Raw genomic sequence first — 26,482 nt, forward strand, 5'->3', positions numbered from 1 at the left:
CGGCTTTTCCGTTCAGCTTTGCGACAGCAAACGGCAGCTACCATATGCTGTTGAGATGACTTTGACCGCCTCTGGAACCTCGACCGATGACGCTGGGCTCTGACGTATCAGGCATGACGACCAATGCGGCCAGCGCCGCCGCGAAGGGACTGTCGATCGTCGTCCCCGTCTACAACGAGGCGGCTGGCCTCGGCGCCCTGCATCAGCGCGTCTGCGATCTCGCAAGAGTTTTGCGGGAGCGCTATCGGCTGTCTTGCGAGATCGTCTATGTCGACGACGGCAGCAAGGATGCGACGCTGGCGATCGCACGCAGCCTGCCGGCAGATGCGATCGACGTCCAGGTGGTGTCGCTCTCGCGCAATTTCGGCAAGGAGGCGGCGTTGATGGCCGGCCTCGACCATGCCCGGCTCGGCGCCGTCATGTTCATGGACGGTGACGGCCAGCATCCGCCGGCCCTGATCGAACAGCTGGTGCGGCACTGGATCGAAGACGGCTATGACGTCGTCTATACCGCCAAGGCGCATCGCGACAACGAGACCTTCCTGCGCCGCGTCGCCGTGCACGGCTTCTATGCGCTGATCAATTGGGGCGCACGCCAGAAGATTCCCGAGGACGCCGGCGATTTCCGCCTGCTCTCCCCGCGCGCGGTCGCAGCCCTCAGGCAATTGCCCGAGCGCAACCGCTTCTTCAAAGGCCTCGCCAGCTGGATCGGATTCCGCCAGATCCGCGTCGATTACGAGCCCGCGGCGCGCTCTCATGGCGTCACCACCTTCAACGCCGCAAGCCTGCTCGGCCTGTCGATCGAGGGCCTGACCTCGTTTTCGGTGGCGCCCCTGCGCTTCGCCAGCCTGCTCGGGGTCATCCTCGCCGGAGGCGCCTTCCTGTTCGGCCTGTCGATCCTCTGGGAGGTGCTCACGACCGGCAAGCAGGTGCCCGGCTATCCCTCGCTCGTGATCGGCCTGATGACGATCGGCGGCGTGCAGCTCATCATGATCGGCATCGTCGGCGAATATATCGGCAAGATCCTCTCCGAGCTGAAGGCGCGCCCGATCTACTTCGTCGCCGAGCACAGCGACAAGCGCTTCGAGACCGACAAGGCTGACGACGCCGCGAAGAGGACGGCGGCCGAATGAGCGAGGCCGCGGGCCTGCGGCGGATCTGGCTCTGCGCCGACGATTACGGCATCAGCCCGGGCGTCAACCGCGCCATCCGCGACCTGATCGAACGCGGCCGCCTCAACGCCACCTCGGTGATGATGGTGGGCCCGGCGATCGAGCGTAGCGAGATCGAAGCGCTCCAAGCGGCCGCGGCAGCGAGCCCGCGCTGCGCGATCGGATTGCACGTGACGCTGTCGGCGCCGTTCCGCCCCCTCACCATGCATTTCCGTCCGCTCGACGGCGACATGTTCATGCCGTTTCCGAAGCTGCTGCGCGCGGGCGTCTTGCGGCGGCTCGACCGCGAATTCTTCCGCAACGAGGTGAAGGCGCAGCTCGCCGCCTTCGCGGAGGCGTTCGGCCGCGCGCCCGATTTCGTCGACGGCCACCAGCATGTGCAGCTTTATCCGCAGGTGCGCGACGGCTTCGTCGATGCTGTCGTCGATGGCGCGCCGAACGCCTGGGTGCGCCAGGGCGGCCGCGACCTGCCGCTCAAGCAGCGGCTTGCCTCTCCCAAGGCCATGGTGCTCGATGTGCTCAGCACGCAATTCCGCCGTCGCGCCGGCAGCGCCGGTCTCAGCTTCAATCCCGGCTTCGCCGGCGCCTATGACTTCGCGCGGGCGACCGATTTCGGCGAGCTGATGCGGCAGTTCCTGGAAGGTCTGCCGGATGGCGGCCTCGTGATGTGCCATCCCGGCTTCGTCGACGACGTCCTCGCCGGCCTCGATCCGATGACGGATGTCCGCGAACGCGAGCACGCCTATCTCGCGAGCGACGCCTTCCCGCGTCTGCTGGCGGACAGTGGCGCCACGCTGAGGTGAAAACGGCGGACAGCAAGCCGCAGAGGCAGCTTGTCGCATACCGAAATTTAATCCGGCCGGCACTGTTGGGGCCACAATGGAACCCTACATCTGCCTCGCGCTTGTTTTGCGCGAGGGAGATTGATCATGACGCCGCAGGAACGCCAGCTCGTCGACGACCTGTTCGACCGGCTTTCGAAACTGGAAAATGCACCGCGCGATCCCGACGCGATCGCCGCGATCTCCGACGGGCTGCGCAAGGCGCCCGGCGCGGTCTATGCGCTGGTCCAGACCACGCTGTTGCAGGACGAGGCGTTGAAGCGCGCCCATAACCGCATCCAGGAGCTGGAGGCGGCCCATGCACCCGAACAGGCGCAGTCCGGCGGCTTCCTCGACACCATGCGTGACACGCTGTTCGGCGGAGGCCCCTCGCGCGGCTCGGTTCCGAACGTGCCGCCGCGTGAGCAGCGGCCGGTCTGGAACACCGGCGGAGCGATGCAGCAGGGCCAGCCGGGCTACGGCGCACCGCCGCCTTATGGACAGGCCTACGGCCAAGGTCCGGGCCAGGGTTATGGCGCTCCGCCGGTCGGCGGTGGCGGCGGCTCGTTCCTCGGCACGGCGGCGGCGGCCGCGGCCGGCGTCGTCGGCGGCTCGCTGTTGCTCTCCAGCATCCGCGGCATGATGGGCGGATCGCACCAGCAAGGTTTCGGCGATAGCGCTGCGCTCGGTGACCGCGGCGCTGGTGGAAGCCCCTGGGGCGGCAGCGACCAGTCCGGCGGCTCGCTCGCGCGCGATGCCGGTCTCGACGACATCGGCTCGAACCGCGAGTCCCGCCAGGGCTTCATCGACCAGGCGTCGAACGATCGGAGCAATGACGACAACGATCAGAACTACGCCAATGGCGACGGCAATATGGACATGGCCGACGACAGCGATTTCGGCGGCGACGACGATGGCGGCAGCGACTACGCGTGAGGCCAGTCCGAACCTTTGCAAACGAGAACGGCCGCCCTTGAGGCGGCCGTTCTATTTGCATCGTTCTGCGCTGAATTCTTCCTTCTCCCCTTGTGGGAGATGGAAATGGCTTAATTATCAACTAGTTGGTCGCTTCAAGTCCCTAAAAAGTCACTCCGGACAGTGGCGCCGAAGCCAGCGGCAGCGCACCGTGATCTGACGGAAGTAAGCCTTCTGCCGAATCAGAGTAACTGTCTCACGACGCCCATTCGGCAACCGGCAGACAGGCATGGAAGGTACTTGCAGGCTCTGTAATCAACAAGCGCCCCTCATGCACAGCCATGTGCTGCCTGCGTTTGCTTTCAAGTGGCTCAAGCAATCCGGTCACATTCGCCATTCCCAAACGCCTAATCGTCGGTCGCAGGATGGCGCAAAGAGGCATTGGCTCTGCCGCAGCTGCGAAGATGTTTTCAATTCATATGAGACGCCTTTCGCAACCCATATATTCCATCCTTACGACCGCAATCCTGCAATTCATGTCCGTTACACGGATTGGATGCTTAAATTCTGTGTTTCTGTTGCTTGGCGCTCGCTCCTCTATTTACAGGAGGAGTACGGCCCCCGGGAGTTTAATGAACGACAGATTGAGCTAGCCGAGCAAGCGCTACAAACTTGGGCACGATACCTGCGTGGCGAATACAAGCACATTGGTGATTTCGAAGTTCACATCCTTCCATTTGGTGAGATTGCGGAGCATCAGGGCTTATCTTTCCCGCCAAATATCAATCGATACTTGATGAGAGCCATCGAGATTAACGCCGGATCGAGTGAATCAACCAGCTTTGTGTTTTCGAAGCTCGGACCATTCGCGATCTTCGGCTTTATAGAGTTAAAGCACCCTAAGCGCTGGAAGGGCACCAGAATCTCTGAGCGCAGCGGTTGGTTTCGACCGGGCGAATATAAAGTGCCAATTGAACTGGCCGAGTTCTTATCGGAAAGAGCAGTTCTGGGAAGGCAAGCAATGGAAAGAATATCACCGACTCAGCAGCAGAAGATAACAGAAGCCGTTAGGGCTAATCTTGGTCGCTTTGCACAGTCCGGTCTCTTTCGCGCGATGAAGCGCGATGTAGAAATGTTTGGTTCGCATGCCTTCACAAAATACGCGGCTAAGAACGATGATCCGACGTGAACGTCTGGTTCGCCGCGCGGAGAACAAGGCAACAAGTGTACGTTGGGCTCAAGAGGTGAAAAACATGAAGCAGTCCCTCGTCGTTGTGGGAGTCGTCGCCTGCAGCTTGTTCTCAGCTCATCCAGCTGTCGCTGAGCTACCGACTGAATTCTTGGGTCAATGGGCCGTATATCCTAGCGCCGAAAAATGCGGGGATGCCGAAGGGATATCAGTCTCGCCACAACGCGTCGAATGGAATCACGAGGCCACGTGTGGACGGATCGACAGCGTGCGCCCCGGAAGAACCCCTGACAACACCATAGTCAGCATGACCTGTGTGGATGCGGAGGGTTGGCAAAATGGAAGGCCGCGACCACCTCGAACATTTCGGGATACGCAGATTTGGCTCTTCTTCAAGGTTGGAGAGGCAGCCTTCATGGCGCAAACTTCAATGAAAGACAAATCTACGAACCTTTTCAAAAAATGTAATTGACCGACTTTGCCAAGGTTGTCCGACCCCGTACGTGAACTAGGACATCGAAATGAGAAAACTAATTCTTGCAGCGGCGATGTGCTCTGCAGTCGGCAGCTACGTGCATGCTGCCGCTCAGAAGAAGATGCCGATAGATTTCATTGGCGAGTGGTGCGCCCCGGAGAAAGACGGTGACACAACCACCTACACGCTGCCCAGTTGGACCGAAGATCATAAATGCACCGATATCCTGTCCATCGATCAATGGCAGTTCGTTTTCAACATGGGCGGCGAGGAGGAAATTTACTGCGATCCTGTGAGTGTGCGAACGAAGGCGGACACGGCGCCATCCGGCACGGCGTACTTCGCTACAATTTCGGCTAACTGTTATGCGGGCACTGCTCCGGATCGCAAGACACGCCGGACGGTTGAGTTCGAGCGGTACAAGGGCCGCCTGATGCTCAAATCCAAGTAGCGGCCGCGCGAAAGCAAAGGGCCTGCTCTCGCGGGAAGTGGAGCGCAGGGCCTCAAGTCCCGCGCTCCAGAAGATGTCGTTTCTCTATGAGACGGTTCGGAGCCGCCGACGCAAGCCCGTCACCGTAAGCAGCTCAGGACTTAGTCCTTGGGCCGAAAGTGAGCGCGCACATGCTCGGGCCGCCGATGGCGAACGCGAACGTAGGAACGCACCCAGTGCTTCTGGCGTTTACGCATCCGTAAACCTCCACACAGGTGGTCTTGGAGGTCCGGTTGAAAAGCTCGCACGAACATGCAAGTCTGCGAGTGTGCCCCGCGATCATGCCGAGTCTCCAACCGGGACCGGTTTACGCGGTCTGAGGCCTGCATCACGGGCAAGGTGGTGCAGGCCTTTACGCTATCAGGGGCCGACCGCATGCCCCAGACGCGGCTAACGTCATCCCATCGATCAGTGTCCATCATCATCTGTCATGCGTGCTGAATTGCAGCGCATGAGAGTGACCGCTTTCTCCCAAAGCTAAAACCGGAGCCGTTACCGGACCGTTCCTCAGGCCGTTTGGAATCAGCGCGAGCACATGGGAGACATTGGACACCCGGGTGCCAACGCGACGCAACGCACATCGTAGGCACTCTATGAGTTACGAACAGGGCCTGCCTGTTATTTGTGCGAATCCCTGTCTATATTGGCGCACTTCCAGAAAATGTCACTTGGTCGCAACATCCGGGCATTGCCGGGGATCAACCACTAAAGCGCTGCGGCATCCGATCAATGCTCCACGCAAGAGCTTCCGAATCATCAGACCCGCTTGGCCGCGAGCGCAGCGATCGGGTCGGGATGGTACGGGCTAATGCCGTGCGACACCATGCGCTTCGGCAGCCACGCCTGTTTGACGTTCGAGAGGTCCGCGCCAGAGCCGTCGACTCATCCTCACGAGGCAAAGGGGCTGAAGGGTCGTTGGCCTGTGCCGCGCGAAGATCGTCATGCATGGAGTAAAGGCGGCCGGCTGAACGCGAACAGTTGGTTGGCTATCTCGTCGCTGCGCCACCCAAGCGCGCCAGCCCAGCCTCAATCACGGCGATGTCGCCCTCGATCTGCTGGATCGTACTCGTGCAGTCGATCCCGGTGCATGCATTGAGATCTGCGATAAGTTTGCGGCGCTGTGTCCGAAGCTCATCAAGAGCGGCTTGGTCCCTGAGGGAAACGTAACCCTCCACGATCAGCTCGATAGCACCTGACACTTCATACCCCCCGAGCCTCACGCACACCCTCAAGCACTCCCCAAGCTAGGTCCGGGAGCGCACCAATAAGGTTACGCGTCTCAATCCCGCGCCTGGAGTTCGTATAGAACAACGCGCTTCCGCAACTCGTGCGCAGTGGCCGTCAAATGGGAGCCAACGGTCAGCCCGAGCCGCTCTAATTTCAGGAGAGCAACGGGATCACACACTCGATAGACAGTCCGGCTCCCAACACTGCAATGGCGCGCTGCTCCTCCGCGTTGAGATCAGTCCAGGAGATGCCCTCCGCCACCGGCCTCATTTGGTCCATGGGCTCCTCAAAATCCAAACGCGCGCCTGATCTGCCGCAGCATATCTATGGCCGCGTCGGTGTACCGCCCGTTGGTTAGGTATCGATCCAGTTGCGCTGTGCTAATCAGCGCCACGACTGCCGCTGCTAAGCCCTTAAACATCGGGCCTCTCCTGAAAGAGACCGCCAACCGGGCGTGTCGAAGTATTTAACCGTTCTTAGAATGCTCGCCGCAAATGGCGGCCTAATACGCAAATGGTGACATTGACTGGTAACCAGTTCCTTAATAGGCGATGCACGCCGTGGTATGAGGCGAGCGCTGCCATGACCGTTGCTGGTTATGTGCCGCGACGCGCGAACTGATACGTGCGGTCACGTCCGATGTCGGCCTGAAAACAGACATTGCAGTGAACCGCACCGCCGTTCTGCTAAGGGCCAAACGGCGACATCGGGTCTTCGTGCAGCAGCGACAAGCCACCTGCACCTTCCATTAACGAAACTGGCGAGATGGCTGGAGCAACATAATTTCGGCTCGTGTAATGTGACCTTGCTCCCACCGAATAGGCTGTGAATGGCTCCCACCCATATCGCCACCGGATTTCTTACAGCTCTCGCTCTATTGTTGGGCGCGTGTGAGGCTTCTGCGGAATTTCTGCCTGGTAACCCTTGCCCTGATGGCTACACGTGCTTCTCGGCGGAACCGCGCGACGGAGTGTGCAAACATCCTGACGTGGTTCTGGATGACAAGTTGAAGGTCACGCGGTTTGAAAACGATCAATTTTCACCAGAAAGGGAACGCGCGTGTATTGGACAAACGACCGGAGCCGTCGTTCGGGGCGGCGCTGGCCTTCAGCTAAAGCTCGATAATGGCAAGATGAAATTGTTCAAAGACAAGGCCGATTGCGAGCGAAATCCCGATACGTGCGAAATCTTCTCTCTGTACGACTATTTCCCGAAAGACAGATTATTCTTGGTCCACGATCAGGGATATGAAAGCGACGCTTGGTTTTTGGTTAGCCAACGAGATGGTCGTCAACGGAGGATTGTCGCACCTCCAGGCTATTCACCTAGCAAACGATGGTTAGCCTCGGTTAACGCTATCGACGGCCCGAGCGACGCCAACAACGGCTTCGACATTCTTCCGGCGGATATGAACGCGAGAGGACCGGCCATACATTATAGGCCGACGGAGTACGAAAATTGGGAATTCGTCCGTTGGGATGGCGATGAACGCCTCTTGCTAAATGTGACGGTTCATGAGGATGGCGGCTCGGCGATGCTGACACACCCAGCCGAAGTAACGTTGCTAAACGGGAGGTGGGTTCTCAACAAGTGGTCGCCACGCTAATCCAAGTGCGGTCGGTCAGGTCCGCTTTGGATCACAAGCAGCGGTCGTGGTAGACTGCATTGACGTCCGGTCTACTGCTGGCAACGGACATGGCCACGCACCCGTGGAGCACATCCGTTTATACCTCGACCGTTCGCCGGCTCACGCCCGCAGAAGCGGGAATGTGCACCACGACGTCGCGGATGGCGGCTTTGAGGAGCGCTCCGCTAGAAGGGTCGGGAAGCGAACAGACCCGCTCCCTAGTGTCAGCAACACTGACAAATGATAAATGCTGGCGCTCAGGCCCGGTGGTCGTTGTAGGCTGCGACTGGCCGGGGCCGATTTGCCGCTTCGTGGGCGACGCCGCCACGAGGCCTGCCTCATTAGTTGCGACTACTCCTGTCAGTCTGCAAACTCTAGTTCAAACCGGCCGACGCCGATCGGCTTAGAAGTAAATTTGACTGTCTTGCCTGAGATGGCTGCCAAGGTTCCTGATGCGAATTTGAAGACCGCCTTGCCTGAACTCTCCGTGCCAGCAGGTTTCCCATCTTTCATCACGACCGACCCGGCACCTTCCAGCATCTGCGTAACCGCAAACCCTCCAGTCGAACGATGGGTGCCGCCAGCTAACAAGAACGTTCCCTTGGTGCCATCCCACTCCGAGATGTTGATCGCAGAATAAATCGCGCCTTTCAGAAGACCATCTACGCCAACGCAGGAAAACTGGATACTGGTTAAGTTGTGTCCACTGCGATCGCCTATCGGCTCCGTGTTGCCATTGCCGACAACGTTGCATTCATAACGCCCGATAGTATCCGCCCGCGCCCCGCCGGTCGCACCCACCAAGACGAGTGAAGAGCACACGATAGTGGCAAAGAAATGCACTTTCATTTGGACTCTCCTTCTGATTGGACCGAGGAGAGCTTGCTCCAGAAGGCGAAGCCATTCCTTGACGGAAATCAACGTCTGGATTGAGGAACGTATCGCTTGAGGAGCGCCCGTGGTTTTTCCGCGAACAGAGCCGTGCCCGAGCGTCAGCAAATACTGACCGGGTTTCATGTCGTAAGTCGTTTTAGGGTTGCGATTGCCGGGGCCTGTTTTGCTTTCTCTGACGCAGATCAACGAGCCGCTCCGCGCACGAAGCAAGAGGCTCTTGTTGCGGAGCTGGACCGCGATGGCCACGACACGACAGATGCCCTGGCTCTTCTTGCCACCATGCGACACAGCCAAGCCTGCACCTGCAGGATCGCGACCGGCTATTGACGGAGTTCGGACGCTAGCCGAGCATTTGATATTCTTTTCGTCCGTTTACGTCTGCGAGCACAAGATCGCTGTACCCTGGCCGCTTCAGCGGCTGTGACACGCCGACGCAGCTCTAATAGTTCGCAATATGCTGCACGAAGCGGATCGTCGTAGTCGGGCGTCGCCGGCTGCTTTGAAGAATTCGTCGTGCCGTAGGATGAGTATCTAATCATCTTGAACACGCTGCGCTTGATATGCGCAGAGCGTATCAGGGCATTCTTGCCACGCAACGGAAGACGTTGGTTAAGCTTGATGTCTGCGCAAAAGGTTAAATCTGGAACGCCTCGCCACGCTGACCTTGCGCCTAATCGGCCCCGATGACTACTCGGTTTGCGAAGGCGGTCAGCCCATCGGCCGCACTCGCTACACAAGCGAGCGCGTCCCCGGCGTGTGGCGGTGGACTATCGTGGTGACGCTGCCCGGCCTGCCGTTCGGCGACGCGGCAACGCTCGACGAAGCGAAGTTCAAAGCGGCGTGGGACGCGTTCAAGGATCAGCACGGGGCTGGGAAGATCGCGAAGGCGTTCGAGACGATGGCGCACGCGAACCCGGGCGAAAAGGTTCTGGCGACGAGGAGCGCTCGCCAGTCGTGTGAATCCTCACGCCGCCGCCCGCCTCTCCAGCTCCCGCCACAGCGCCTGCGCCTGCCGATGCCATTGTCCGCCGCCCGTGTATTCCGGGTACTCAGTCTGGCCCTCGTCCGGATCGACGATGGCGGGCCACTGCCAGGGCTTGAGCTGCAGCTCATCGTGCAGCTCGTTGTGCAGCTGCTGACTGAGTTCGCCATCGCAGCCCTGCATCTGTTTGAACAGCTCGATCGCGCGCGGCGTGATATGCGAGCGCGGCGGGCGGTTGATCGGTGTGCGGGTTGTGACCATGGTACACCTCCAATGAAGGCACGGCGCAATGTCGGCTTTCTGGGTTTTAGCCGTCAGGGAAATAGAACACACGTAAGCGGCGATTAGTGTTCGCTTTCATCTTGCTTAGGCCCACGCAAGACGCTGTCGGAAGGCAAGCGTCTCTCGCGGTAACCGGGGCGATCGGCGGAGATGCGGGCGATGCGGGGTCCCAATTCGACAATGTCCATGAAGACATCGGCCTGTCGACGAAGCTCATCTGCAATCATTGGTGGTTGGGTGTCTATCGTGGAGACAACAGTGACATGGACCCCGCGTCGCTGCACCGCCTCGACCAACGGACGGAAATCGCCATCGCCGGAGAATAGCACCATTTGGTCAAGATGCTCAGCAAGCTCCATGGCCTGGACGGCAAGTTCAACGTCTAAGCTGCCCTTGATTTTGCGACGCCCGTGGGGGTCGATAAACTCCTTGGCCGGCTTAGTTACGACGGTGTAGCCATTGTAGTCCAACCAATCGATCAAGGGTCGGATTGAAGAGAACTGTTCATGGTTGTCAAAGACGGTGGTGTAATAATACGCGCGAACAAGCCTCCCGCGGCCCCCAAAATCCTCCAAAAGTCGCTTGTAATCGATATCGAATCCGAGAGCCTTGGCGGTTGCGAAGAGATTTGCGCCATCGATGAACAAGGCAATGTTGCGTGCTGTATTTGATGACATGAGGCGATACTCCGGCCCTGCCGATCGATTTCGATGGGCACCGCGATGTGGATTTTGGAGTGAGGAGGGGCCGCAATTCGCGGCAGTCCGGCACCATCTACCGCGCGTCTGGGTAAGCGCAGTGCGCCACCGCAAGCAACAGCAAAACGCTAACGCGTCGTTCCGCTTGCGAGTCTAGCCCGCACAAAATTGATCACGGCGGGCATCTGGTAATTGAATTAGACTAGGTTGCAGGCGCTCAAATTTCAAACCTCAAGCATGTGACGTTACGTCGCATCAAGAGGAGCAATGGCAGGTCGGCCAATCCACCGTACTACTCAGTTCGGGGTGACTTCGGTTTCTGGCCCCGTTGCTGCCATGCTGGGTTGCCGGTTCGAGGTCCGTAGCTGGGGGTGAACCAGACGTAGCGAGCCGCCGGTTCAAGGTCTCAGGTTGACCCAAAGCTGACTCGATTGCTGACGGCCTGCCTTGCCAACCTCAGATTTTGCCTAGTTGGCGATTAGTCCAACTGCCCCTGAAAAAGATGTGGCTGGCTATCTGTTCAAAGCGGCCAGCTATGAACTCAATTCGTCCGACGGCACGCTGATCGAGCCCACCGCCGCATGAATCCCGTTCAGCGTAGATTTCGACAATCTGTCCGTCCGAACTGCCTCTGATTGATTGTAGCACTCGACCACGAGCCACATGAAAAGGGCGCATTCCCGCAATCTCATGAATTCTCACCTCGATGATCTCGACTTTGGCAATGACCTCGCTTCCTTCCGCTGCCGGTGGGACCGCATCGACTAGGATCCGATGTTCGAATTGAGGACCACGGCAAGCCACGGCAGGAAAAGTAATCAGCACAGCAAAGATTGTGCTCGCGAGCCCTGCTCGACCGATCATAGCGGTCACCTCCACCTTCTTGTTTGGCAGTGGGTTATCATAACGGGTCAGGCACAAAACAATAGGATTCGATGTCGCCTTCTGGCCCGATGCTGACCCTCGCTCGGAGAGGCGCAACGTCTGCTTTCGGTAGGTGGGCCGACCAAGCCGCAGCGATCTTTCAAGGGCAGCTTGTGACCCAGAGGCGACTTGCGGGACCGTTCAGATGGTCGCTCTCGCCTTCATCAAAACGAACAGGTGAGAACCGGCGGCGATCAGCGAGAAAATGACTATCCCTAAATCAGCACCGTGCACATGCTGCGGCGCGTATGTCGAAGCCAACCAAATGAAGAGCCGAACGGCCACCATGAAGATAATCATTCCCCACATGGCTAACCATTTTGGAACGTACCATGTTGGCTCGCCATTCGGTCCCCATTGCATTGCAACGCGGTCGCGTCCGATCCGAGGACCAATATAAAGATTGAATGCGACCACCAACGCAACAGCGAAGCCAAATACGTAATCTGCGGGTAGCATGCTTTGCGCCTTCCAAAAGAACCGGCCAAACCTATCGCGAGACGAAGAAGCAATCTATGCTTGTCTAAATGGAACCGCTCGCGCCATTTCTTATGGTTGCTGTCCGGTTGACCGATTACGCGACGGCCGCTTGTGGCCCGTTACTGCCATGCTGGGTCGCCGGTTGGAGGTCCGTAGCTGGCGGTGAACCAGACGTAACGAGCCGCCGGCTCAAGGTCTCAGGTTGACCCGAAGCGGACCACCAGCATCTAGCCAAGAGGCGGGTGCATTCTATGCCATTTTGCACGCGCGGTTTCTTCTGATCCGCCGCGTCGTACTTCATCTTCTCTAAAATGTTTCCAATACCGGCGGGTGCAATATGTCCCGCACAGCAAAAGGAAGACGAAAAGCAGGACAAGCGGAAGAATGACGCTTTTCGCGAACTCGGTTGGATCGAAAATCTTCAGAAAGAAAAACAGGGCGAGACATACAACTCCAGCAACCGCAAAGCCTCGCACTCGAAATCGCCAAACTCGGACTTCGTCTGAAACATTCATCCTGTTCCTTCAGGGTACATACGCTCTCGCGGTTTAACCGGCTCTGCGGCTTTCGTCTTCGAATGGCGGACGACTGAGATGTCTCGTGAGACGCCCCTCATTACCCCATCCGTATCGCTTAGCGAACGGAATGTAGACAAGGCAGGCTAGGCCTAAGGTTATCAGCACCACGACGAGGCTGAGGCCGAGGAACATGTACGCGCTTGATGTACGCGCTTGATGTGCCCGCGACGACGAGGCCGAGCATAAGGGTGGAACGAATGCTGAAAGGCGACATGCCCGCTAAAGTAGCACGACGACCTCTCAGTTGGCAGCTCTCTGCCGATTAGGGTTTGCAGACCCTTAAGTCAGCTTCTGGCCCATCTCTGCCCTCAGGAGGTCCCGCCATCCCGTCCGCACTTGAAGGTAAAGCGGGCTCTAGTCCCCGCGCCACCCAATGCCGCCGCTCAGCGGCCGTCCCGGCGACTTAACCACTTCCAAATTCAGGCCGAGCCGCTGCAGGCTTCGCGTGATGTACGCTCGGCATGCCAACTCAACCTTCAGCGCCGGATGCTCGCGCATGCCGGACTTTGTCATGATCATGGGACCGTCGCGCGCAACTTCGTCGGCCAACTGCTCGGCACGATCCAGTGCGGCGCAAATCTGGGCTAGGATTTCGACGCCGCCAACATCCTCGATGCGATACATCGCCTGAACACGATCCCAGAGCGCGGCCCCATGCACACCAAGCTTCCTCGGCGGAGCGATTTCAGACGATGTCGATCCGACGACGGACAGAGGCGGTTGCTTGCGGATCATAGCCGCTGATCCCTAATGCTTTTGTCATGTTCGCTGCGAAAACCGCTCGCGCGATGAAAGCTTAGTATCGTTTCAATTTGACCGTGGCATCGGTCGGGCATCGGGCCGGCCAAAAAAGAAATGCATTCCCCCCCGACCAAAACCCTTCAATGGATCACGCGCGGCTCTTCGCCAACTTCAAGTCCAGCTTCAAGCCGATCTGCGACATCACGCAGGAGTTTGCAGCACGCACGCTTATGCAGCTCGGACAATTGGCCGGCCAGATAGTGCATCAAGACTGCAAGCCGCGCGATGAAACGCAACCCGTCGCCGTCCTCTTCGATCATCGAGCCGATCAGCATTGCGGCGCGCTCATAGAACGGCAACGACCACATCGCTCGTTCTGCCTCGTCATGCGGCATGATCTTACTTCCTCAATCTTGTGACCTTTCCGGCGCTGCGATCGATGGCATCAGTTTCAATCTCGTCGAGCCGCGCTTCGATGGCATCGAGCCTCGAATCGATGCTGTCGAGCCGCGATAACACTTCCTCGCGCAACGTGTTCACCGCAGTATCGGCGCCGCCCGTCCGGATCATGCGCTCCATTGGTCCGGTGATCGACGCAATTTCATCGCAGACCTCTTCGATGAGCCTGACCGTTCCCTCTCTGGTCGCAAGCTGGGACGTGTTACCGAGACGCTGATCGATCACTTGATTGACGAAACGCGTCCAATCCGCCGCGTACGCGTCTTGACTGATCTGCTGCTGTTTCCGTTCGGCAAGCATGGCCGCAACGGCCCGCTTCTCGACGTCAGTTGATGTTGGCTGGCGCGAGGGCCTCCAATCGGTCCGGTGAGTACCGTTATCAACGTCGCGGCGGCGCTCGCGCCGCCGAACCAGGATGGCATCGCATTCGGCAGCCTGTCGATCGATCTCTGCAGTTTCTTCGCGCGTCATCGTTGCCTCACAAGATCACAACACGGCGCTGATGGTCGCTGCTTCGCCGAATCAACAGTGCGACCGCGAAGCCTAAGCAGCAGCGCGTCAGCTTCAGCGGCCGCTTCGTCGATCTGGGCAAGCTGCTGATCGCTCAGAACCGATGAAACGATGCGGCGGTCTCGCTCCGCCGCGCTCAGCCAAGTGCGTTTCAGGATGTCCGCCATTGAAATTCATTTCATGTCGTCAGAACCGCTCGGCCCGAAAAAGAGAGGCGGCCCTTTGCATCGCGGACAAGAATGCCGCGCAGCTCGGGCGACGCCGCTTCCCACATCAGAAGATCATCGGCGGCGAACCGCACATAACTGTTGCCTGTCGCCGGGCCGCACATCGTCGCGAGCGCAAGATAGGCGGCGAGGGTATCCCGCACGACATGCTCTTTCGTTGAGCCGTCGTAGATGACCTTAAGCAGCTCTTTCTGTTCGTCCGTCAGCTCAACCCGATCACCTTTGCGGACTCCGCTTGGGACGCGACAGAAATGCACGATCCACCGAATGAGCTGTTCGCTCATCGGCATCATCGTAGGAGCTGCCTCGACCGGCTCGGGCGCTCTTGCGGGCATCTCGGCGAATACGATCCTAGTCATCATCGGACCAGCGCGGCCGGCAAACTGAGGATACGGTGCTCATGCTGTGCAGCGTAGACCCGGCCGAGCCTTTCACGACATCACGCGTGATCTCATCAGTCGTCCTTGAATTCCGGACGCCAGCGCTCGATGAAGTCGCTGACGACCTCCTCCAGCTTCGCTCTCACCAGGGCAGGCTTCCGCGTCTCCTCGATGCTGGCGCGGCGCGACGCCTCCAGCGCCTTGGCGAAGTCGTGGGTATGCACGTCGATGCGGCGGGACCTGAGCCCCTTGGCCTTCCGCTTATTGGTCCGACGTCGACGGACGGCGGCGAGGTCGTCGCTCAAGATGCGAAACCAGCGGCCCTTGCCGATCGTCGGCGCCGCGTTCGCCAGACCAGCCGCACACAGCGCTACCGGCGACCCCTGCTGCGCGTCCAGCGCCGGGGCTGTCTCGGACCGGGCGATCTCGGCCAGCGCCTGGGCGGGGCGGCTACGCACGGCTGATCCGGTTTTTGTGGCGGCGCGCTGAACCCGCAACGGTGCCCTGCCGCTGATGCGCAGCTGCCCGGCCGGCACCCTGATCACGACGCCGGCCCGCTCACCGGTTTCCGGGTTGATCCGAAAGCAAGGTCCGGCCGCCGGGCGTTCGGGCTCGGGGCGGCGCCAGCCGCGCACGACGACGACGTGGCCGGTACGCAAGGCCCGGCGCTGAGCTTTGTTGATCCGATGTCCGGGCATTGTTCGGTTTCTCCCGCAGTTAATGTTCGTCCAGTTTGTCGATACGCGGGCGCGAGGGCAGAGCCCAAACGTCGCCAATTAAAGTTCCAAAGCCCCTATTCTGAAGTAGTCCGCACCCGCGTATCGACAAATTGGACAAACTCCCTCTATGGTGATTTGCGCGGCGACCCCATCAGCGAGGCGACGAAAGCCTTGCGCTGCTCCTCCGTCTGCCGTTGCTGGTCGAACTGGGCGGCCACTTTGGGGTTGACGGCCCATTCCCGCTGAAGCGGTCCGGGCTTCGTCGGTTCGAGCCAGCCGGCGGCAACCAGCGGTGAAACGCAGGTCTGCAGGTCCAGCACCGACACGCCGCGCAGACAGGCCACATTGCGGATCAGATCACGCGAGGTGACGACCTTCTGCCCGCTGGTCAGTATCCAACTGGCGATCTTGCGCAGGCGCTCGCCACCGGTCAGCTCTTCGGTCGAGCGATAGAACTCCACCGCATGCGGCAGGATGAAGTCAACGACCAGCGTGTGGACGTGGGCGAGCGTCGTCGCCCCGATCTCTCTGAATGGATTTTCCGGATTGGCAGCCATGTGCAGGATGACCGCGAGCCGACCCGCGATGCCGGGAAGCTTGCCGATAAACGCCTGCAGCCCGTCCGCCAGTCCGGCGGCGGCCTGTTCAAGGTTATGGAGATGTTCGCGTAGCCCGTTCATTCGCGTGAGCGCGTCGTCGGACAGAGAGAACCGACGAGGCGGCGCCTTGATCAGCTTATAGACGAGGGCCTGATAGTCTTCGCGGTTGTCGTCACTCTTACAATCCTGTGCAAGGCGCGAGGCTCGCATGATGACCGGCACGAACCGTTGCAGCAATCCATCGCTGGTCAGCCCATGTAACTCCATCAGTTTGGCGGGCTGGATGCCGCCGATCAGACTGACCGACAAATTGTCGATGTAGAGTTCGCCGCGACCGATGCGATCAACCGCATGTGGTCCGCCATCGAAGGCCTGCAGCCAGAAGCCGCGATCAGCACCGGCACCGCGCGATGAACTGTACTTCTCCATACCGCCGATCCAGCCGGAAAATTCGTCACGCTTCACCAGCAAACCGTGCGGACTGCGCGAGAGCATTTCGCCTAGCTTCTCCGTCGTGGTGTCGAAGACGACGTAGCGCGGCGGCGGATTGGGCTTCTCGAATGTATAGTCTTTCTGCTTTGCGAGCGCCTCGTACTTCTGCAGACTGTTTTCATAAATTTTCCGCAACTCGTTCTGATGCCGCTCCAGTGGCCGAGTCACATCGTTGATAATCGGTGTCTTCTTGCGCGATGGATCACCGACCAACAGTGTCCACATGCGGGGATGCTCCCACCAGTTGCCGTTGCGCATCATCTTCACCGCGAAGCGATGATCCAGCGCGCCGCTAAAGGTGGTCAGCGCAGCCATGGCCAGCGCGGCAGGATCACAGCCGATCACCGTAGATTGAGAGGTGACATAGCGTTGCACCGTCTGAGGCAATACCTGCAGCGGAAACTCGGGCACGATGTAGCGTTCCCACGGATCGAATAGCGGCTCCGATCCTGACGACTGCGATGACGATGACGCCTTCGCTGCATTGAGCAAGGTGGCTTCGCGCTGCGTCAGCGGTTTATCCGCGACGGTTGCGAAATCGCCGTTGCCGAACCACACCAAGTCCGACTGCACACACCCGACGATCCATTGCGGATATTCAGTTGCCCACTCCTTGGCGATGGCGAAGGCGTCCTCATAGTCGCTGTACCAGCCGTCGAAGGCGGCGACGTCCTCGTCCGGGACACGTCCGCTGCCCGGCGCATAGCGGATGATGCCCCAACTGTCTTGTTCGTGAGGCTGCGGAACAGCGGGCCTGACCGCGACGTCCGGCGCATGGCCTCTGGCCTTCGTGAAGTCGTGCGGGCTTGTCTGTGCCGCGCCGTTGGGATTAAACTGGTCCTGCATCTCGGACTTCCTTGGTCAGGTCGGTCGAATGCGCTCTAAACTTCCTTGCTCTGCTCAGGTGCTGCCGCCCGACGTGGATTGAGACCGCGCCGGGCGGTTCTGCGTTTGTCAGGCGTCATCGCGCCACAACGAACGGCAAATGCTCTGCATCTGAGCCTCGCAACGTGAATAGCGCTCGATCACGCCGTCCAGTATTGTCCACTTCATGACGTCTTCAGCTGCGCTGTCCCAGAACTCGGCAAACTGCATCAGTTCACGCTTGGCATCCTCCTCTTTTGTGCACAGATACTGAAGATAACGATGGCCTTCTTCGTGTTGCCCACTAGTCTCTCGCTGCTGCTCGCGTGCGGCGATAATCTGGCAAAGTATTTCCGCTAGCCGATCTTCTTCAGCCAGCTTCGCGCGCTCGATCTCTTGAGGATCATCGATGCTGCGCAATATCTCGCGTCCTTCGGGACTGTTGATATCGTAAAACTGGCCGTCATCGATCAGCTTGGTGACATCATCACTCATGTTCACTCTCCTCTCGCTCTCGGTGTTGCCCTCGGCCCGATCTCGAAAATGCAAAGCCCGGCGCGCTGATCGGCCGGGCGTGGTGGTCATTGCGCAGCCTCGCGGGCTCGCTTCAGAAACTTCGGCATGCCGGTGTCGTCGTCGACATCGTCGAGCAGGCCCTTGGCGGCGGCCTTATCGCAGAGATCGTCCCACTCATGGTCGTGGCCGACATACTCGCCTTCCGCATCCGCTTCGGTCGCGCGCAGATGACAAAAATTCTCATAGCCCTTTTCAGCAGCGGCCTTGGTCTGCTCGGACGACAGCGGACTGCCGCTCTTGAGCAACGGTTTGAGTAACATGCGAATGCTGAATGCAAGGCAATCGAGCAACTGATGCTGCTCGGTCGCATCGCGAATGGTGCCTATAGCCTCAACAACATCGCGAACACGCCATGCCAGATCGTTATGTGCAGCTTGGCTGCGCCCGCCTTTATCGATCCGTGTGTCCAACTTGGACACGTCGCCCTTGGTGGTCCTGCGCGCCCGGCCGTCCTTGCCGACTGTCCTCGTCAACTGGTCAATCTGTCCAGTTGATTCCAGCTCGGCCCGGACGGTGCCGACCGTCACATGGCTGGCCTTCACCGTCTCAGCGATCTGGCGGTTGGACTTCTCCGGCGTCGCCTTCAGCAGCTTGGCGATCAGCTCCCGCTTCTGCTCGGTGGTGAGATGGCGGCGGTGGATGTTTAGGGAGACAGCGAGAGCGTAAGGATCGCGGGTGCTTTCGCAGTGACCGACGACACGGAAGTGCTGATCTTCATCGAGTCTAATCCCGGCAGCGAGCAGCGCCCTCAGCCGGTTGCGACCGTCGAGTAAGTATTGCACGTCACCGGCAACGTCGTGCCAGATGATAATAGGGTAGAGTAGCCCGCTCTGCTTGATGTCCTCGGCCAAGGCGTCGAACTCTGCGCCCTCCATCATCGGAAACAGCTCGGCCGCCGGATGGACCGGCAAGACGTCGCGCCAAGAGTTCGGTGCGGTCATGACGAGGCCTCCACGCTCTCGCGCGCGGCTGTGCTCGCCTGCTCTCGCTCGCGGCGCCAGTCGGCGGCGGCCTCCAGCGTGATCCGGACGTAGCCGGACTTGCGCTTGCCCTTGTTGACCCGCGTCTCGTCCTCCGGGACAGTCGCGCGCATTTCGCGCGGCCCTTTTCCGGCGGCCCTCAGCTTGTGATAGTAGGCCGGGCTCATGTCGTGGATTTCGCAGAACTGCGGAATCGTCAGGACGGCGGGCGGTAGCGGCGGGCTCTCGGGCTTCTTGGGCCGGCCTCTCTTCTTGGTGTCTGTGGCTTTGCGTGCACTCTGCTTGGCAGTAGCGCACTTCGCTTTACGATTCAGTTTGCCCGCGACCTTGGCAGCCTCGATCGCGGGGCGGACATGCTGTCGCATGACGGCCTCCAAAAAAACGATCCTTGGCAAGCGGGCGATTTGCAGTCTGATGGGCGTGGATGGCAATGTCACGCCTGCGATTGCGGGCGCGCCGAAAATAAAGTGTGGTACGACGAGTCGGTTTTCGCTTGCGGCCGACAAGTTTGGGTTTGTAGTGCGAGCCGAAAGTCTGATTCACACAAATGCATGAAAAAATCGGTTTGCGTGCAGAGCGAGCCGCGCACCAATTTATCAGCGACTCGTCGCCGCCCTGATCGTGATCGGCGTGACGTTGCTCGCGGGCCCAGGTCGCGAATGATCGATCAGCGAGGCGCGCGACAGCTCATCGCCCTTCTTCGACTTGTTGATGTAGCGCGCATAAAACGCTTCGATGACTTGCGTGCTGGTGTCGTGATTTGTGGCGACAAGCGCCATCGGCGTCCCGCTCAGCAGCGCACGATTGATCGAGCTGTAGCGAAGGCAGTACGGCAACAATGTTGTATCGAGCCCGAGGCTTTTGATCACCGCGCGGAAGCGGTCCGCGACGTCCCAGACCTTGACGAGCAGCGGCTCGTTGCCGGTACGGGTGTTAGCCTTCTGCCTGAGCAGCGCAGCCAGTCGCGGCGAGATCGGCACATCATAATCTTTCTTCTTCTTGGCCGTCTTTTTGCGAGTCAGGCCCTTGCGCGACTTCGGCACCGTCAGCACCGGCTTGGCCGGGTCATCGTCGTTCAGATGGCGCGGCTTCAACCGCCACACTTGACTTTCTCTGGCGCCGCATTCGCTCATGATGTCGATCAACAGACCGAAATCGTCACCGCGCTCCGTTGCTTCATCGTGACAGGCATACATGATCGCGGTGACTGTCGCATCCGGCAGGATGAAATTGTTGCGCACCGGCTCGGTCTCGTCGTCGTCGTTCTTGGCCGGACCGCGCAACCCTTCCTTCCACACCTTGCGGTTCTTGATCCGGGCGTCATCGTCGGCCGCCTGATTCAGCGCCGAGCGCAGCGACTTGGCGTAGCGTGCGACCGACTCCGGCGCCAAACCCTTCGCCAGCATCGAGGCCCACCATGTGGTGAAGTCGCGCTTCTTCAGCAGCGCGACCGACTTGCCGGCCAACATGGGGGGCAGATGCTGCTTCATCAGCGTCGTGGCGTTATAGGTGCTGCGACCGGCGGCCTCCAGATCGTCCTTGTAGGCCTCGACCGATTCGAGCACGGTGGCGACGGCGCCTGAGTTGCCTTCGCCGTCCCGCGCCAACGCGAAACACTTCTCGACCATCTGCGGATAGCTCAGGATCGTTTCGCCGTTAGCGTCTTCACGATCATCCGCAAGACCGATCTTGCGCACATATTCAGGCTTGCGCTTGACGAGCAGCGACCATGATCCCGCCGCCAGTGCATTCTTGCGATAGAGCGCATGGATGCACGGCGCGAGCATCTGGGTATGCTTGCCCGGTGTCAGTCTTGCCCGGCTGGTGCGGGTTTCCAATTGCGATGAGCGTATCCGTGGCGCCATGGCTGATCCCTTCAGTCCCTCAAAAGTCCCTAACTACTGGATAGATAGGGGTTGAGCAGGGTAGAGCGCAATGGACAAAATGCAAATGATTACAGTCGCTTGTGTAGGATCAGTGTATCAGAGTAGGGTGCCGTGGGCAGCGCTTTTTCCCCTTGTGGGAGAAGGTGGCGCGAAGCGCCGGATGAGGGGTATCTATCCACGAACTCAAATCGTGAGAGTGGGACTCGCGGATAGATACCCCTCACCCGGCTTCGCCTACGGCGAAGCCACCCTCTCCCACAAGGGGAGAGGGTAAAGACGAATCACATCACCACGACCTTGGTGCCGACATTGACACGGCCATAGAGGTCGATGACGTCCTCGTTGCGCATGCGGATGCAGCCGGAGGAAACGTTGGTGCCGATGGTCCAGGGCTCGTTGGAGCCGTGGATGCGATAGAGCGTCGAGCCCAGATACATCGCGCGGGCGCCGAGCGGGTTCTCGGGGCCGCCTTCCATGTGCCGGGGCAAATCGGGGCGACGGGCGATCATCTCCGCCGGCGGCGTCCAGTCCGGCCATTCGCGCTTGGCCGTGATCGACTTCACGCCTGACCAGGTGAAACCGGGGCGCCCGACACCGATGCCGTAGCGCATCGCCCGACCGTTACCCTCGACGAGATAGAGGAACTTGTTCGGGGTATCGACCACGATCGTGCCGGGAGTTTCCTTGCCGCTATAGTCAACGAGTTGTTTCTCGAATTTCGGATCGAACTGACGCTGCCGCGGATCGACCGCGTCCTGCTGCAGCGCGCCTTGCTGATATCCGCCTTGCTGATATCCGCCCTGCATCTGCGGCTCGCCCATCGGCGGCAGACGGCGCTGATCGTAATAACCCGGCTGCTGCTGATACACCGGCCGCTCGGGCGCGTAGGCCGGACCGCGGCCGGGACCATCGCCGAACAGGAACTCGATGAAGCCGCCGCCCATGTTGGCATTGGAGGCGACGCGCACCGGTGCCGGCGGCACCTGCGGCGCATAGAGCACCGCGGGCGGATCGTTCGGCACGGTGTTGTCAAACGCGCTGGCGTCGTTCGCGCCGGCAATGAAGGTGCAAGCGCTGGCGAGCAGCGCGACAGGCATTTTCTTGAACATCGACGTACTCTGTACTGTTTCGTCTAGATCACATGCGTCGTGGAAGGCGCCTGGCTGATCCGCCGCCGCGACGTGGTCAATAAAGAGCAAAAGCCGTTTTGTTTGGTAAACGGAACGCGGGTTTGGATTCACCACGTCGTCAGGCGCACGGCAATTTGGCGATCAGCGTTTATTTTTGATGAACGCGGCGCGGCCATGGTTAATCGCTTCTTTGCACGGCGTCGCGCGAGCCCGCACAACAGTTCCTGCTGTGAACTTCGTGTTAAATCGCTTCTGTCTACAAAGACGCGTGAGTGAGGTGGGGGGAGTATCCTGATGGCTGTTCACCGCAAACGTTTTCGCGTTGAGGATATCGCTGGTGGCGAGATGCCGATTTTGGACGTAACTGAAGAGGCAATCCCGATGCATAGCGAGATCATGGCCGAGCTACGTGCGATCCGCGCCCAGATGGCGAAGGGCGTCGTGGCGGCACCGCTGTCCGGCAGCGCGGCCATGGCGGCGATCGATGCCTCCACCGCCCACGAGCTTTCCGAAGCCCGCACCATGCTCGAAACCTATCGCGCGCAGATCGAACAGTGCGAGAAGCTGAAGGTCGAGCTCGACCTCATCCACGACGCCATCGATCGCACCAAGCGCGAGATCGCGACGCTGCACGGCAAGAGCTTCGACGGCGGCGAGATGGCCAAGGTCAATGGCGAGCTCGGCGCGGTGGTCGGCGGTACCGAGCAGGCGACCCAGCAGATCCTCGAAGCCGCGGAATCGATCGACCAGGCCGCCAGCGCGATGTCCAAGGTGGATTCGATCGACCAGCAGAAGCGGCTCGCCGACGACATCCAGGAACGCGTCATCTCGATCTTCGAAGCCTGCAACTTCCAGGACCTGACCGGCCAGCGCATCAGCAAGGTCATGACCACGATGAAGTTCATCGAGCAGCATATCAATGCGATGATGGACATCTGGGGCGGCGTCGACGCCATCAAGTCGCATGTGCCGGCCCCAGTCGACAATCGCACCGAGGACGAAAAGCTCCTCAACGGTCCGAAGCTCTCCGGCGACGTCGGCCACGCCTCGCAGGACGACATCGACGCGCTGTTCGACTGAACGGACGCGGACCGACAGAAAAAGCAAAACGCCGGCGCGAGCCGGCGTTTTTTGTTTTGGCTGTATCACCAGCAACATCCCCCCTCTCACACAAGAGGAGAGGGGAAGAGCAAATCACGCTCTCGGCGCGCAGCGGACGTAGACCATGTTGCCGTAGCGGGTGGCGGCGTCCTTGTCGATGAAGCGGGTGATCAGGACGCGGCCGTCGAAGGAGACGATTTCGCGGTCCTGCTCGCCGGGGGTGGGTCCCGCCGGTCCGATGTAGTTCTTGCCGCTCGGCGAGCCCTTCAGCCGCAGCTCCTGCGGCGTCGCCTGGTCGGCCAGATGCATGATCACGCCGCCGGAGGAACCGGCGGTGATCACGTAAGGGTTCTTGCACTGGGCCCGGGCGGCCGCCTCGGTGCGGGCGCGGTCGGCCGGGTTCTGGAACGAGGCCAGGCCCCAACGGCCCACGATCTCGTCGGCGCGAATGGTCGCAGGCATTTCGGGAGCAACGCCCGACTCGGCGTCGGGCGGCGGCGAGGACGACGAGAAGGACGGCAGGCTCATGCCGCCGCCGCAGGCGCCCAGCAGCAGCGCCAGACAAGAGGCGGCCGCCAGATTGGCAACCGTGCGCGCGTGAGCTGAACTGATCATGGCATTCCCCCGGACAAAACCATGGCCGCACCCCTCCCGCAGCCAAGCGCAAAAAAGCTGCCGGAGCAATGACGTCCTTTGATACGTCTGCGCCCCGAACAAGTTTCCAATGCCAACATCCTATATCCGCCTCAACAACCGCTTAACCACCTTTGCTTGACAGGATCGCGGCCAAGCCATATTTCCGGGCCCACTATTAGCACTCGGAAAGCCCGATTGCTAAGCGCGCCGTTCGATCCTCGGGATAGGGGCCGGACGGAAGCGCCGCCCCACCCACTTCCACACCTTCCGAAGCGAGCCTCCAAAGGGAAACGTCATGGCTAAATCCAAATTTCGTCCGCTGCATGACCGTGTCGTGGTCAAACGTATCGACGCCGAGGAAAAGACCAAGGGCGGCATCATCATTCCCGACACCGCCAAGGAAAAGCCGTCCCAGGGCGAAATCGTCGCCGTCGGCCCCGGCGGCCGTGACGAGGCCGGCAAGCTGGTCCCCATCGACCTCAAGGTCGGCGACCGCGTGCTGTTCGGCAAGTGGTCGGGCACCGAGGTCAAGATCGACAACGAAGACCTCCTGATCATGAAGGAGTCGGACATCATGGGCGTTCTGGCCTAAGGCCATCCGCCTGAACAGCCGCTGAATGTGATGCCCGGATCCGAGCGGTCCGGGCATCCATCATTCCGCCCGACAGCACAAGACAAGACACATCACGAAACACGAGGGACTGCAGACATGGCTGCCAAAGACGTCAAATTTTCCGGGGACGCGCGCGAACGCATGCTGCGCGGCGTCGACATCCTCGCCAACGCCGTCAAGGTGACGCTCGGCCCAAAGGGCCGCAACGTCGTCATCGAGAAATCGTTCGGCGCGCCCCGCATCACCAAGGACGGCGTCACCGTCGCCAAGGAGATCGAGCTCGAGGACAAGTTCGAGAACATGGGCGCCCAGATGGTGCGTGAGGTCGCCTCCAAGACCAACGACCTCGCCGGCGACGGCACCACCACCGCGACCGTGCTGGCCCAGGCCATCGTGCGCGAGGGCGCCAAGGCGGTTGCCGCCGGCATGAACCCGATGGACCTCAAGCGCGGCATCGACAGCGCGGTGGCCGCCGTCATCAAGGACATCGAGAAGCGCGCCAAGCCGGTCGCCGCCTCCTCCGAGGTCGCCCAGGTCGGCACCATCTCGGCCAATGGCGATGCCGCCATCGGCAAGATGATCGCCCAGGCGATGCAGAAGGTCGGCAACGAGGGCGTCATCACCGTCGAAGAGAACAAGTCGCTCGACACCGAAGTCGACATCGTCGAGGGCATGAAGTTCGACCGCGGCTATCTCAGCCCCTACTTCGTCACCAACCCCGAGAAGATGACCGCCGAGCTCGAGGACGCCTACATCCTCCTGCACGAGAAGAAGCTCTCGGGCCTGCAGGCCATGCTGCCGGTGCTGGAAGCCGTGGTGCAGTCGGGCAAGCCGCTCGTCATCATCGCGGAGGACGTCGAGGGCGAGGCGCTGGCCACGCTGGTCGTCAACCGGCTCCGTGGCGGCCTGAAGGTGGCCGCGGTGAAGGCGCCGGGCTTCGGTGATCGCCGCAAAGCCATGCTCGAGGATCTCGCCATCCTCACCGGCGGCCAGCTCATCTCCGAAGATCTCGGCATGAAGCTCGAGAACGTCACGGTCAAGATGCTGGGCCGCGCCGGCAAGGTCGTGATCGACAAGGAGAACACCACGATCGTCAAGGGTGCCGGCAAGAAGCCGGAGATCGAGGCCCGCGTCGGCCAGATCAAGGCCCAGATCGAGGAGACCACCTCGGACTACGACCGCGAGAAGCTCCAGGAGCGCCTCGCCAAGCTCGCGGGCGGCGTCGCGGTGATCCGCGTCGGCGGCGCGACCGAGATCGAGGTCAAGGAGAAGAAGGACCGCGTCGAGGACGCGCTCAACGCCACCCGCGCCGCGGTGCAGGAAGGCATCGTCCCCGGCGGCGGCGTCGCGCTGCTCCGCGCCAAGAAGGCGGTCGGCCGTCTCAGCAACGCCAATGCCGACGTCCAGGCCGGCATCAACATCGTGCTGAAGGCGCTGGAAGCTCCGATCCGCCAGATCTCCGAGAACGCCGGCGTGGAAGGCTCGATCGTGGTCGGCAAAATCCTGGAGAACAAGTCCGAGACCTTCGGCTTCGATGCCCAGAACGAGGACTATGTCGACATGGTCGAGAAGGGCATCATCGACCCGGCCAAGGTGGTGCGCACCGCGCTGCAGGACGCCGCCTCGATCGCCGGTCTGCTGGTGACCACCGAGGCCATGGTCGCCGAGTCGCCGAAGAAGGAAGCCGCGCCCGCCATGCCCGCCGGCGGCGGTATGGGCGGCTTCTGAGGCCGACTTCACCTGACACGATTGCGAAGGCCGCCTCCGGGCGGCCTTCTTTTTGGGAACGATGGGGACCGCTTTCCAATTCAATCC

Annotated in this window: 27 protein-coding genes; 9 read left to right on the plus strand and 18 right to left on the minus strand. The window is 60.4% G+C overall.

The genetic code is table 11. The features are described from left to right. Positions 1-86 precede the first annotated feature (86 nt). From RPS27_RS16120 to RPS27_RS16145, 6 genes are all read left to right on the plus strand, one after another. Complete coding sequence (locus RPS27_RS16120) at positions 87-1,133, plus strand: glycosyltransferase family 2 protein (protein WP_313754114.1); 1,047 nt, start codon at positions 87-89, stop codon at positions 1,131-1,133. After that, entirely contained in the window at positions 1,130-1,975 is an 846-nt protein-coding gene (locus RPS27_RS16125; protein ID WP_212067956.1) for a ChbG/HpnK family deacetylase, read from the plus strand. Before RPS27_RS16120 ends, RPS27_RS16125 begins: the two co-directional genes overlap by 4 nt. Before the next feature lie 126 nt (positions 1,976-2,101). After that, the gene (locus RPS27_RS16130; protein ID WP_212067955.1) at positions 2,102-2,929 is read left to right on the plus strand and encodes a DUF2076 domain-containing protein; all 828 of its coding nucleotides are present in this window, start codon (positions 2,102-2,104) and stop codon (positions 2,927-2,929) included. Between the two features lie 310 nt (positions 2,930-3,239). Next, the gene (locus RPS27_RS16135; protein ID WP_313754115.1) at positions 3,240-4,097 is read left to right on the plus strand and encodes a hypothetical protein; all 858 of its coding nucleotides are present in this window, start codon (positions 3,240-3,242) and stop codon (positions 4,095-4,097) included. Positions 4,098-4,618: 521 nt separating this feature from the next. Then, the gene (locus RPS27_RS16140) at positions 4,619-5,023 is read left to right on the plus strand and encodes a hypothetical protein (protein ID WP_313754116.1); all 405 of its coding nucleotides are present in this window, start codon (positions 4,619-4,621) and stop codon (positions 5,021-5,023) included. Positions 5,024-7,118: 2,095 nt separating this feature from the next. After that, positions 7,119-7,895 carry a hypothetical protein gene (locus tag RPS27_RS16145; protein WP_313754117.1) on the plus strand — a complete coding sequence of 259 codons (777 nt, stop codon included), beginning with the start codon at positions 7,119-7,121 and terminating at the stop codon, positions 7,893-7,895. 381 nt (positions 7,896-8,276) lie between these two features. Here RPS27_RS16145 and RPS27_RS16150 read toward each other — a convergent pair whose 3' ends face one another. The 17 genes from RPS27_RS16150 to RPS27_RS16230 form a co-directional block, all read right to left on the minus strand. Continuing rightward, a complete protein-coding gene (locus RPS27_RS16150; protein ID WP_313754118.1) occupies positions 8,277-9,104 on the minus strand; it encodes a hypothetical protein in 828 nt (275 codons plus the stop codon). Positions 9,105-9,774: 670 nt separating this feature from the next. Continuing rightward, positions 9,775-10,053, minus strand: a complete 279-nt coding sequence (locus RPS27_RS16155; protein ID WP_313754119.1) for a hypothetical protein — start codon at positions 10,051-10,053, stop codon at positions 9,775-9,777. 83 nt (positions 10,054-10,136) lie between these two features. Continuing rightward, a complete protein-coding gene (locus tag RPS27_RS16160; protein ID WP_313754120.1) occupies positions 10,137-10,751 on the minus strand; it encodes an NYN domain-containing protein in 615 nt (204 codons plus the stop codon). A 477-nt stretch (positions 10,752-11,228) separates the two neighbouring features. Further along, positions 11,229-11,645, minus strand: coding sequence for a hypothetical protein (locus RPS27_RS16165; RefSeq protein WP_313754121.1), 417 nt, complete (start codon positions 11,643-11,645; stop codon positions 11,229-11,231). 192 nt (positions 11,646-11,837) lie between these two features. Next, complete coding sequence (locus tag RPS27_RS16170) at positions 11,838-12,155, minus strand: DUF1648 domain-containing protein (protein ID WP_313754122.1); 318 nt, start codon at positions 12,153-12,155, stop codon at positions 11,838-11,840. A gap of 953 nt (positions 12,156-13,108) precedes the next feature. After that, positions 13,109-13,489, minus strand: coding sequence for a P27 family phage terminase small subunit (locus tag RPS27_RS16175; protein ID WP_313754123.1), 381 nt, complete (start codon positions 13,487-13,489; stop codon positions 13,109-13,111). 146 nt (positions 13,490-13,635) lie between these two features. After that, positions 13,636-13,890, minus strand: coding sequence for a hypothetical protein (locus RPS27_RS16180; protein WP_313754124.1), 255 nt, complete (start codon positions 13,888-13,890; stop codon positions 13,636-13,638). Between the two features lie 4 nt (positions 13,891-13,894). Continuing rightward, positions 13,895-14,425 (minus strand): hypothetical protein, encoded by a 531-nt coding sequence (locus RPS27_RS16185; RefSeq protein ID WP_313754125.1) that lies wholly within the window; start codon positions 14,423-14,425, stop codon positions 13,895-13,897. Continuing rightward, positions 14,422-14,631, minus strand: a complete 210-nt coding sequence (locus RPS27_RS16190) for a hypothetical protein (protein ID WP_313754126.1) — start codon at positions 14,629-14,631, stop codon at positions 14,422-14,424. The genes RPS27_RS16185 and RPS27_RS16190 overlap by 4 nt, the downstream gene beginning before the upstream one ends. An 11-nt stretch (positions 14,632-14,642) precedes the next feature. After that, on the minus strand, positions 14,643-14,975 hold the full coding sequence (locus RPS27_RS16195; RefSeq protein ID WP_313754127.1) for a hypothetical protein: 333 nt from the start codon (positions 14,973-14,975) through the stop codon (positions 14,643-14,645). 170 nt (positions 14,976-15,145) lie between these two features. Then, the gene (locus RPS27_RS16200; RefSeq protein WP_313754128.1) at positions 15,146-15,769 is read right to left on the minus strand and encodes a hypothetical protein; all 624 of its coding nucleotides are present in this window, start codon (positions 15,767-15,769) and stop codon (positions 15,146-15,148) included. A gap of 146 nt (positions 15,770-15,915) precedes the next feature. Continuing rightward, the gene (locus RPS27_RS16205) at positions 15,916-17,727 is read right to left on the minus strand and encodes a DUF3987 domain-containing protein (RefSeq protein ID WP_313754129.1); all 1,812 of its coding nucleotides are present in this window, start codon (positions 17,725-17,727) and stop codon (positions 15,916-15,918) included. 108 nt (positions 17,728-17,835) lie between these two features. Next, positions 17,836-18,240 carry a hypothetical protein gene (locus RPS27_RS16210; protein WP_313754130.1) on the minus strand — a complete coding sequence of 135 codons (405 nt, stop codon included), beginning with the start codon at positions 18,238-18,240 and terminating at the stop codon, positions 17,836-17,838. 86 nt (positions 18,241-18,326) lie between these two features. Beyond that, positions 18,327-19,262 (minus strand): ParB N-terminal domain-containing protein, encoded by a 936-nt coding sequence (locus RPS27_RS16215; RefSeq protein WP_313754131.1) that lies wholly within the window; start codon positions 19,260-19,262, stop codon positions 18,327-18,329. Further along, on the minus strand, positions 19,259-19,666 hold the full coding sequence (locus RPS27_RS16220) for a hypothetical protein (protein ID WP_313754132.1): 408 nt from the start codon (positions 19,664-19,666) through the stop codon (positions 19,259-19,261). The genes RPS27_RS16215 and RPS27_RS16220 overlap by 4 nt, the downstream gene beginning before the upstream one ends. Before the next feature lie 231 nt (positions 19,667-19,897). Further along, entirely contained in the window at positions 19,898-21,166 is a 1,269-nt protein-coding gene (locus RPS27_RS16225) for a hypothetical protein (protein ID WP_313754133.1), read from the minus strand. Between the two features lie 302 nt (positions 21,167-21,468). Beyond that, positions 21,469-22,296 carry a L,D-transpeptidase gene (locus RPS27_RS16230; RefSeq protein WP_211418536.1) on the minus strand — a complete coding sequence of 276 codons (828 nt, stop codon included), beginning with the start codon at positions 22,294-22,296 and terminating at the stop codon, positions 21,469-21,471. Between the two features lie 315 nt (positions 22,297-22,611). Between RPS27_RS16230 and RPS27_RS16235 the strand changes: the two genes are divergently transcribed. After that, positions 22,612-23,397: a protein phosphatase CheZ gene (locus RPS27_RS16235; RefSeq protein ID WP_194406026.1), complete on the plus strand. Its 786-nt coding sequence runs from the start codon at positions 22,612-22,614 to the stop codon at positions 23,395-23,397. A 114-nt stretch (positions 23,398-23,511) separates the two neighbouring features. Here the strand turns inward: RPS27_RS16235 and RPS27_RS16240 are convergent, their stop codons facing one another. Then, the gene (locus tag RPS27_RS16240) at positions 23,512-24,033 is read right to left on the minus strand and encodes a hypothetical protein (RefSeq protein ID WP_212067954.1); all 522 of its coding nucleotides are present in this window, start codon (positions 24,031-24,033) and stop codon (positions 23,512-23,514) included. 316 nt (positions 24,034-24,349) lie between these two features. Between RPS27_RS16240 and groES the strand changes: the two genes are divergently transcribed. Both groES and groL read left to right on the plus strand, forming a co-directional pair. Next, the gene (groES, locus tag RPS27_RS16245; protein WP_097657489.1) at positions 24,350-24,646 is read left to right on the plus strand and encodes a co-chaperone GroES; all 297 of its coding nucleotides are present in this window, start codon (positions 24,350-24,352) and stop codon (positions 24,644-24,646) included. Between the two features lie 117 nt (positions 24,647-24,763). Next, entirely contained in the window at positions 24,764-26,395 is a 1,632-nt protein-coding gene (gene groL / locus RPS27_RS16250) for a chaperonin GroEL (RefSeq protein WP_211418537.1), read from the plus strand. Positions 26,396-26,482 lie beyond the last annotated feature (87 nt).

The organism is Bradyrhizobium sp. WYCCWR 12699 (genome assembly GCF_032144035.1).
Taxonomy (GTDB): Bacteria; Pseudomonadota; Alphaproteobacteria; order Rhizobiales; family Xanthobacteraceae; genus Bradyrhizobium.

Excerpts from the sequence above, each read along its gene's own strand:
- RPS27_RS16235 (WP_194406026.1), top strand. The coding sequence starts at position 22,612 with ATGGCTGTTCACCGCAAACGTTTTCGCGTTGAGGATATCGCTGGTGGC.
- RPS27_RS16240 (WP_212067954.1), bottom strand. The coding sequence starts at position 24,033 with ATGATCAGTTCAGCTCACGCGCGCACGGTTGCCAATCTGGCGGCCGCC.
- RPS27_RS16185 (WP_313754125.1), bottom strand. The coding sequence starts at position 14,425 with ATGACGCGCGAAGAAACTGCAGAGATCGATCGACAGGCTGCCGAATGC.
- RPS27_RS16230 (WP_211418536.1), bottom strand. The coding sequence starts at position 22,296 with ATGTTCAAGAAAATGCCTGTCGCGCTGCTCGCCAGCGCTTGCACCTTC.
- RPS27_RS16170 (WP_313754122.1), bottom strand. The coding sequence starts at position 12,155 with ATGCTACCCGCAGATTACGTATTTGGCTTCGCTGTTGCGTTGGTGGTC.
- RPS27_RS16200 (WP_313754128.1), bottom strand. The coding sequence starts at position 15,769 with ATGCCCGGACATCGGATCAACAAAGCTCAGCGCCGGGCCTTGCGTACC.
- RPS27_RS16120 (WP_313754114.1), top strand. The coding sequence starts at position 87 with ATGACGCTGGGCTCTGACGTATCAGGCATGACGACCAATGCGGCCAGC.
- RPS27_RS16155 (WP_313754119.1), bottom strand. The coding sequence starts at position 10,053 with ATGGTCACAACCCGCACACCGATCAACCGCCCGCCGCGCTCGCATATC.
- RPS27_RS16195 (WP_313754127.1), bottom strand. The coding sequence starts at position 14,975 with ATGAGCGAACAGCTCATTCGGTGGATCGTGCATTTCTGTCGCGTCCCA.
- groL (WP_211418537.1), top strand. The coding sequence starts at position 24,764 with ATGGCTGCCAAAGACGTCAAATTTTCCGGGGACGCGCGCGAACGCATG.
- RPS27_RS16215 (WP_313754131.1), bottom strand. The coding sequence starts at position 19,262 with ATGACCGCACCGAACTCTTGGCGCGACGTCTTGCCGGTCCATCCGGCG.
- RPS27_RS16160 (WP_313754120.1), bottom strand. The coding sequence starts at position 10,751 with ATGTCATCAAATACAGCACGCAACATTGCCTTGTTCATCGATGGCGCA.
- RPS27_RS16130 (WP_212067955.1), top strand. The coding sequence starts at position 2,102 with ATGACGCCGCAGGAACGCCAGCTCGTCGACGACCTGTTCGACCGGCTT.
- RPS27_RS16175 (WP_313754123.1), bottom strand. The coding sequence starts at position 13,489 with ATGATCCGCAAGCAACCGCCTCTGTCCGTCGTCGGATCGACATCGTCT.
- RPS27_RS16205 (WP_313754129.1), bottom strand. The coding sequence starts at position 17,727 with ATGCAGGACCAGTTTAATCCCAACGGCGCGGCACAGACAAGCCCGCAC.
- RPS27_RS16135 (WP_313754115.1), top strand. The coding sequence starts at position 3,240 with ATGCACAGCCATGTGCTGCCTGCGTTTGCTTTCAAGTGGCTCAAGCAA.
- RPS27_RS16125 (WP_212067956.1), top strand. The coding sequence starts at position 1,130 with ATGAGCGAGGCCGCGGGCCTGCGGCGGATCTGGCTCTGCGCCGACGAT.
- RPS27_RS16140 (WP_313754116.1), top strand. The coding sequence starts at position 4,619 with ATGAGAAAACTAATTCTTGCAGCGGCGATGTGCTCTGCAGTCGGCAGC.
- RPS27_RS16210 (WP_313754130.1), bottom strand. The coding sequence starts at position 18,240 with ATGAGTGATGATGTCACCAAGCTGATCGATGACGGCCAGTTTTACGAT.
- RPS27_RS16145 (WP_313754117.1), top strand. The coding sequence starts at position 7,119 with ATGGCTCCCACCCATATCGCCACCGGATTTCTTACAGCTCTCGCTCTA.
- RPS27_RS16220 (WP_313754132.1), bottom strand. The coding sequence starts at position 19,666 with ATGCGACAGCATGTCCGCCCCGCGATCGAGGCTGCCAAGGTCGCGGGC.
- RPS27_RS16190 (WP_313754126.1), bottom strand. The coding sequence starts at position 14,631 with ATGGCGGACATCCTGAAACGCACTTGGCTGAGCGCGGCGGAGCGAGAC.
- RPS27_RS16180 (WP_313754124.1), bottom strand. The coding sequence starts at position 13,890 with ATGCCGCATGACGAGGCAGAACGAGCGATGTGGTCGTTGCCGTTCTAT.
- RPS27_RS16225 (WP_313754133.1), bottom strand. The coding sequence starts at position 21,166 with ATGGCGCCACGGATACGCTCATCGCAATTGGAAACCCGCACCAGCCGG.
- groES (WP_097657489.1), top strand. The coding sequence starts at position 24,350 with ATGGCTAAATCCAAATTTCGTCCGCTGCATGACCGTGTCGTGGTCAAA.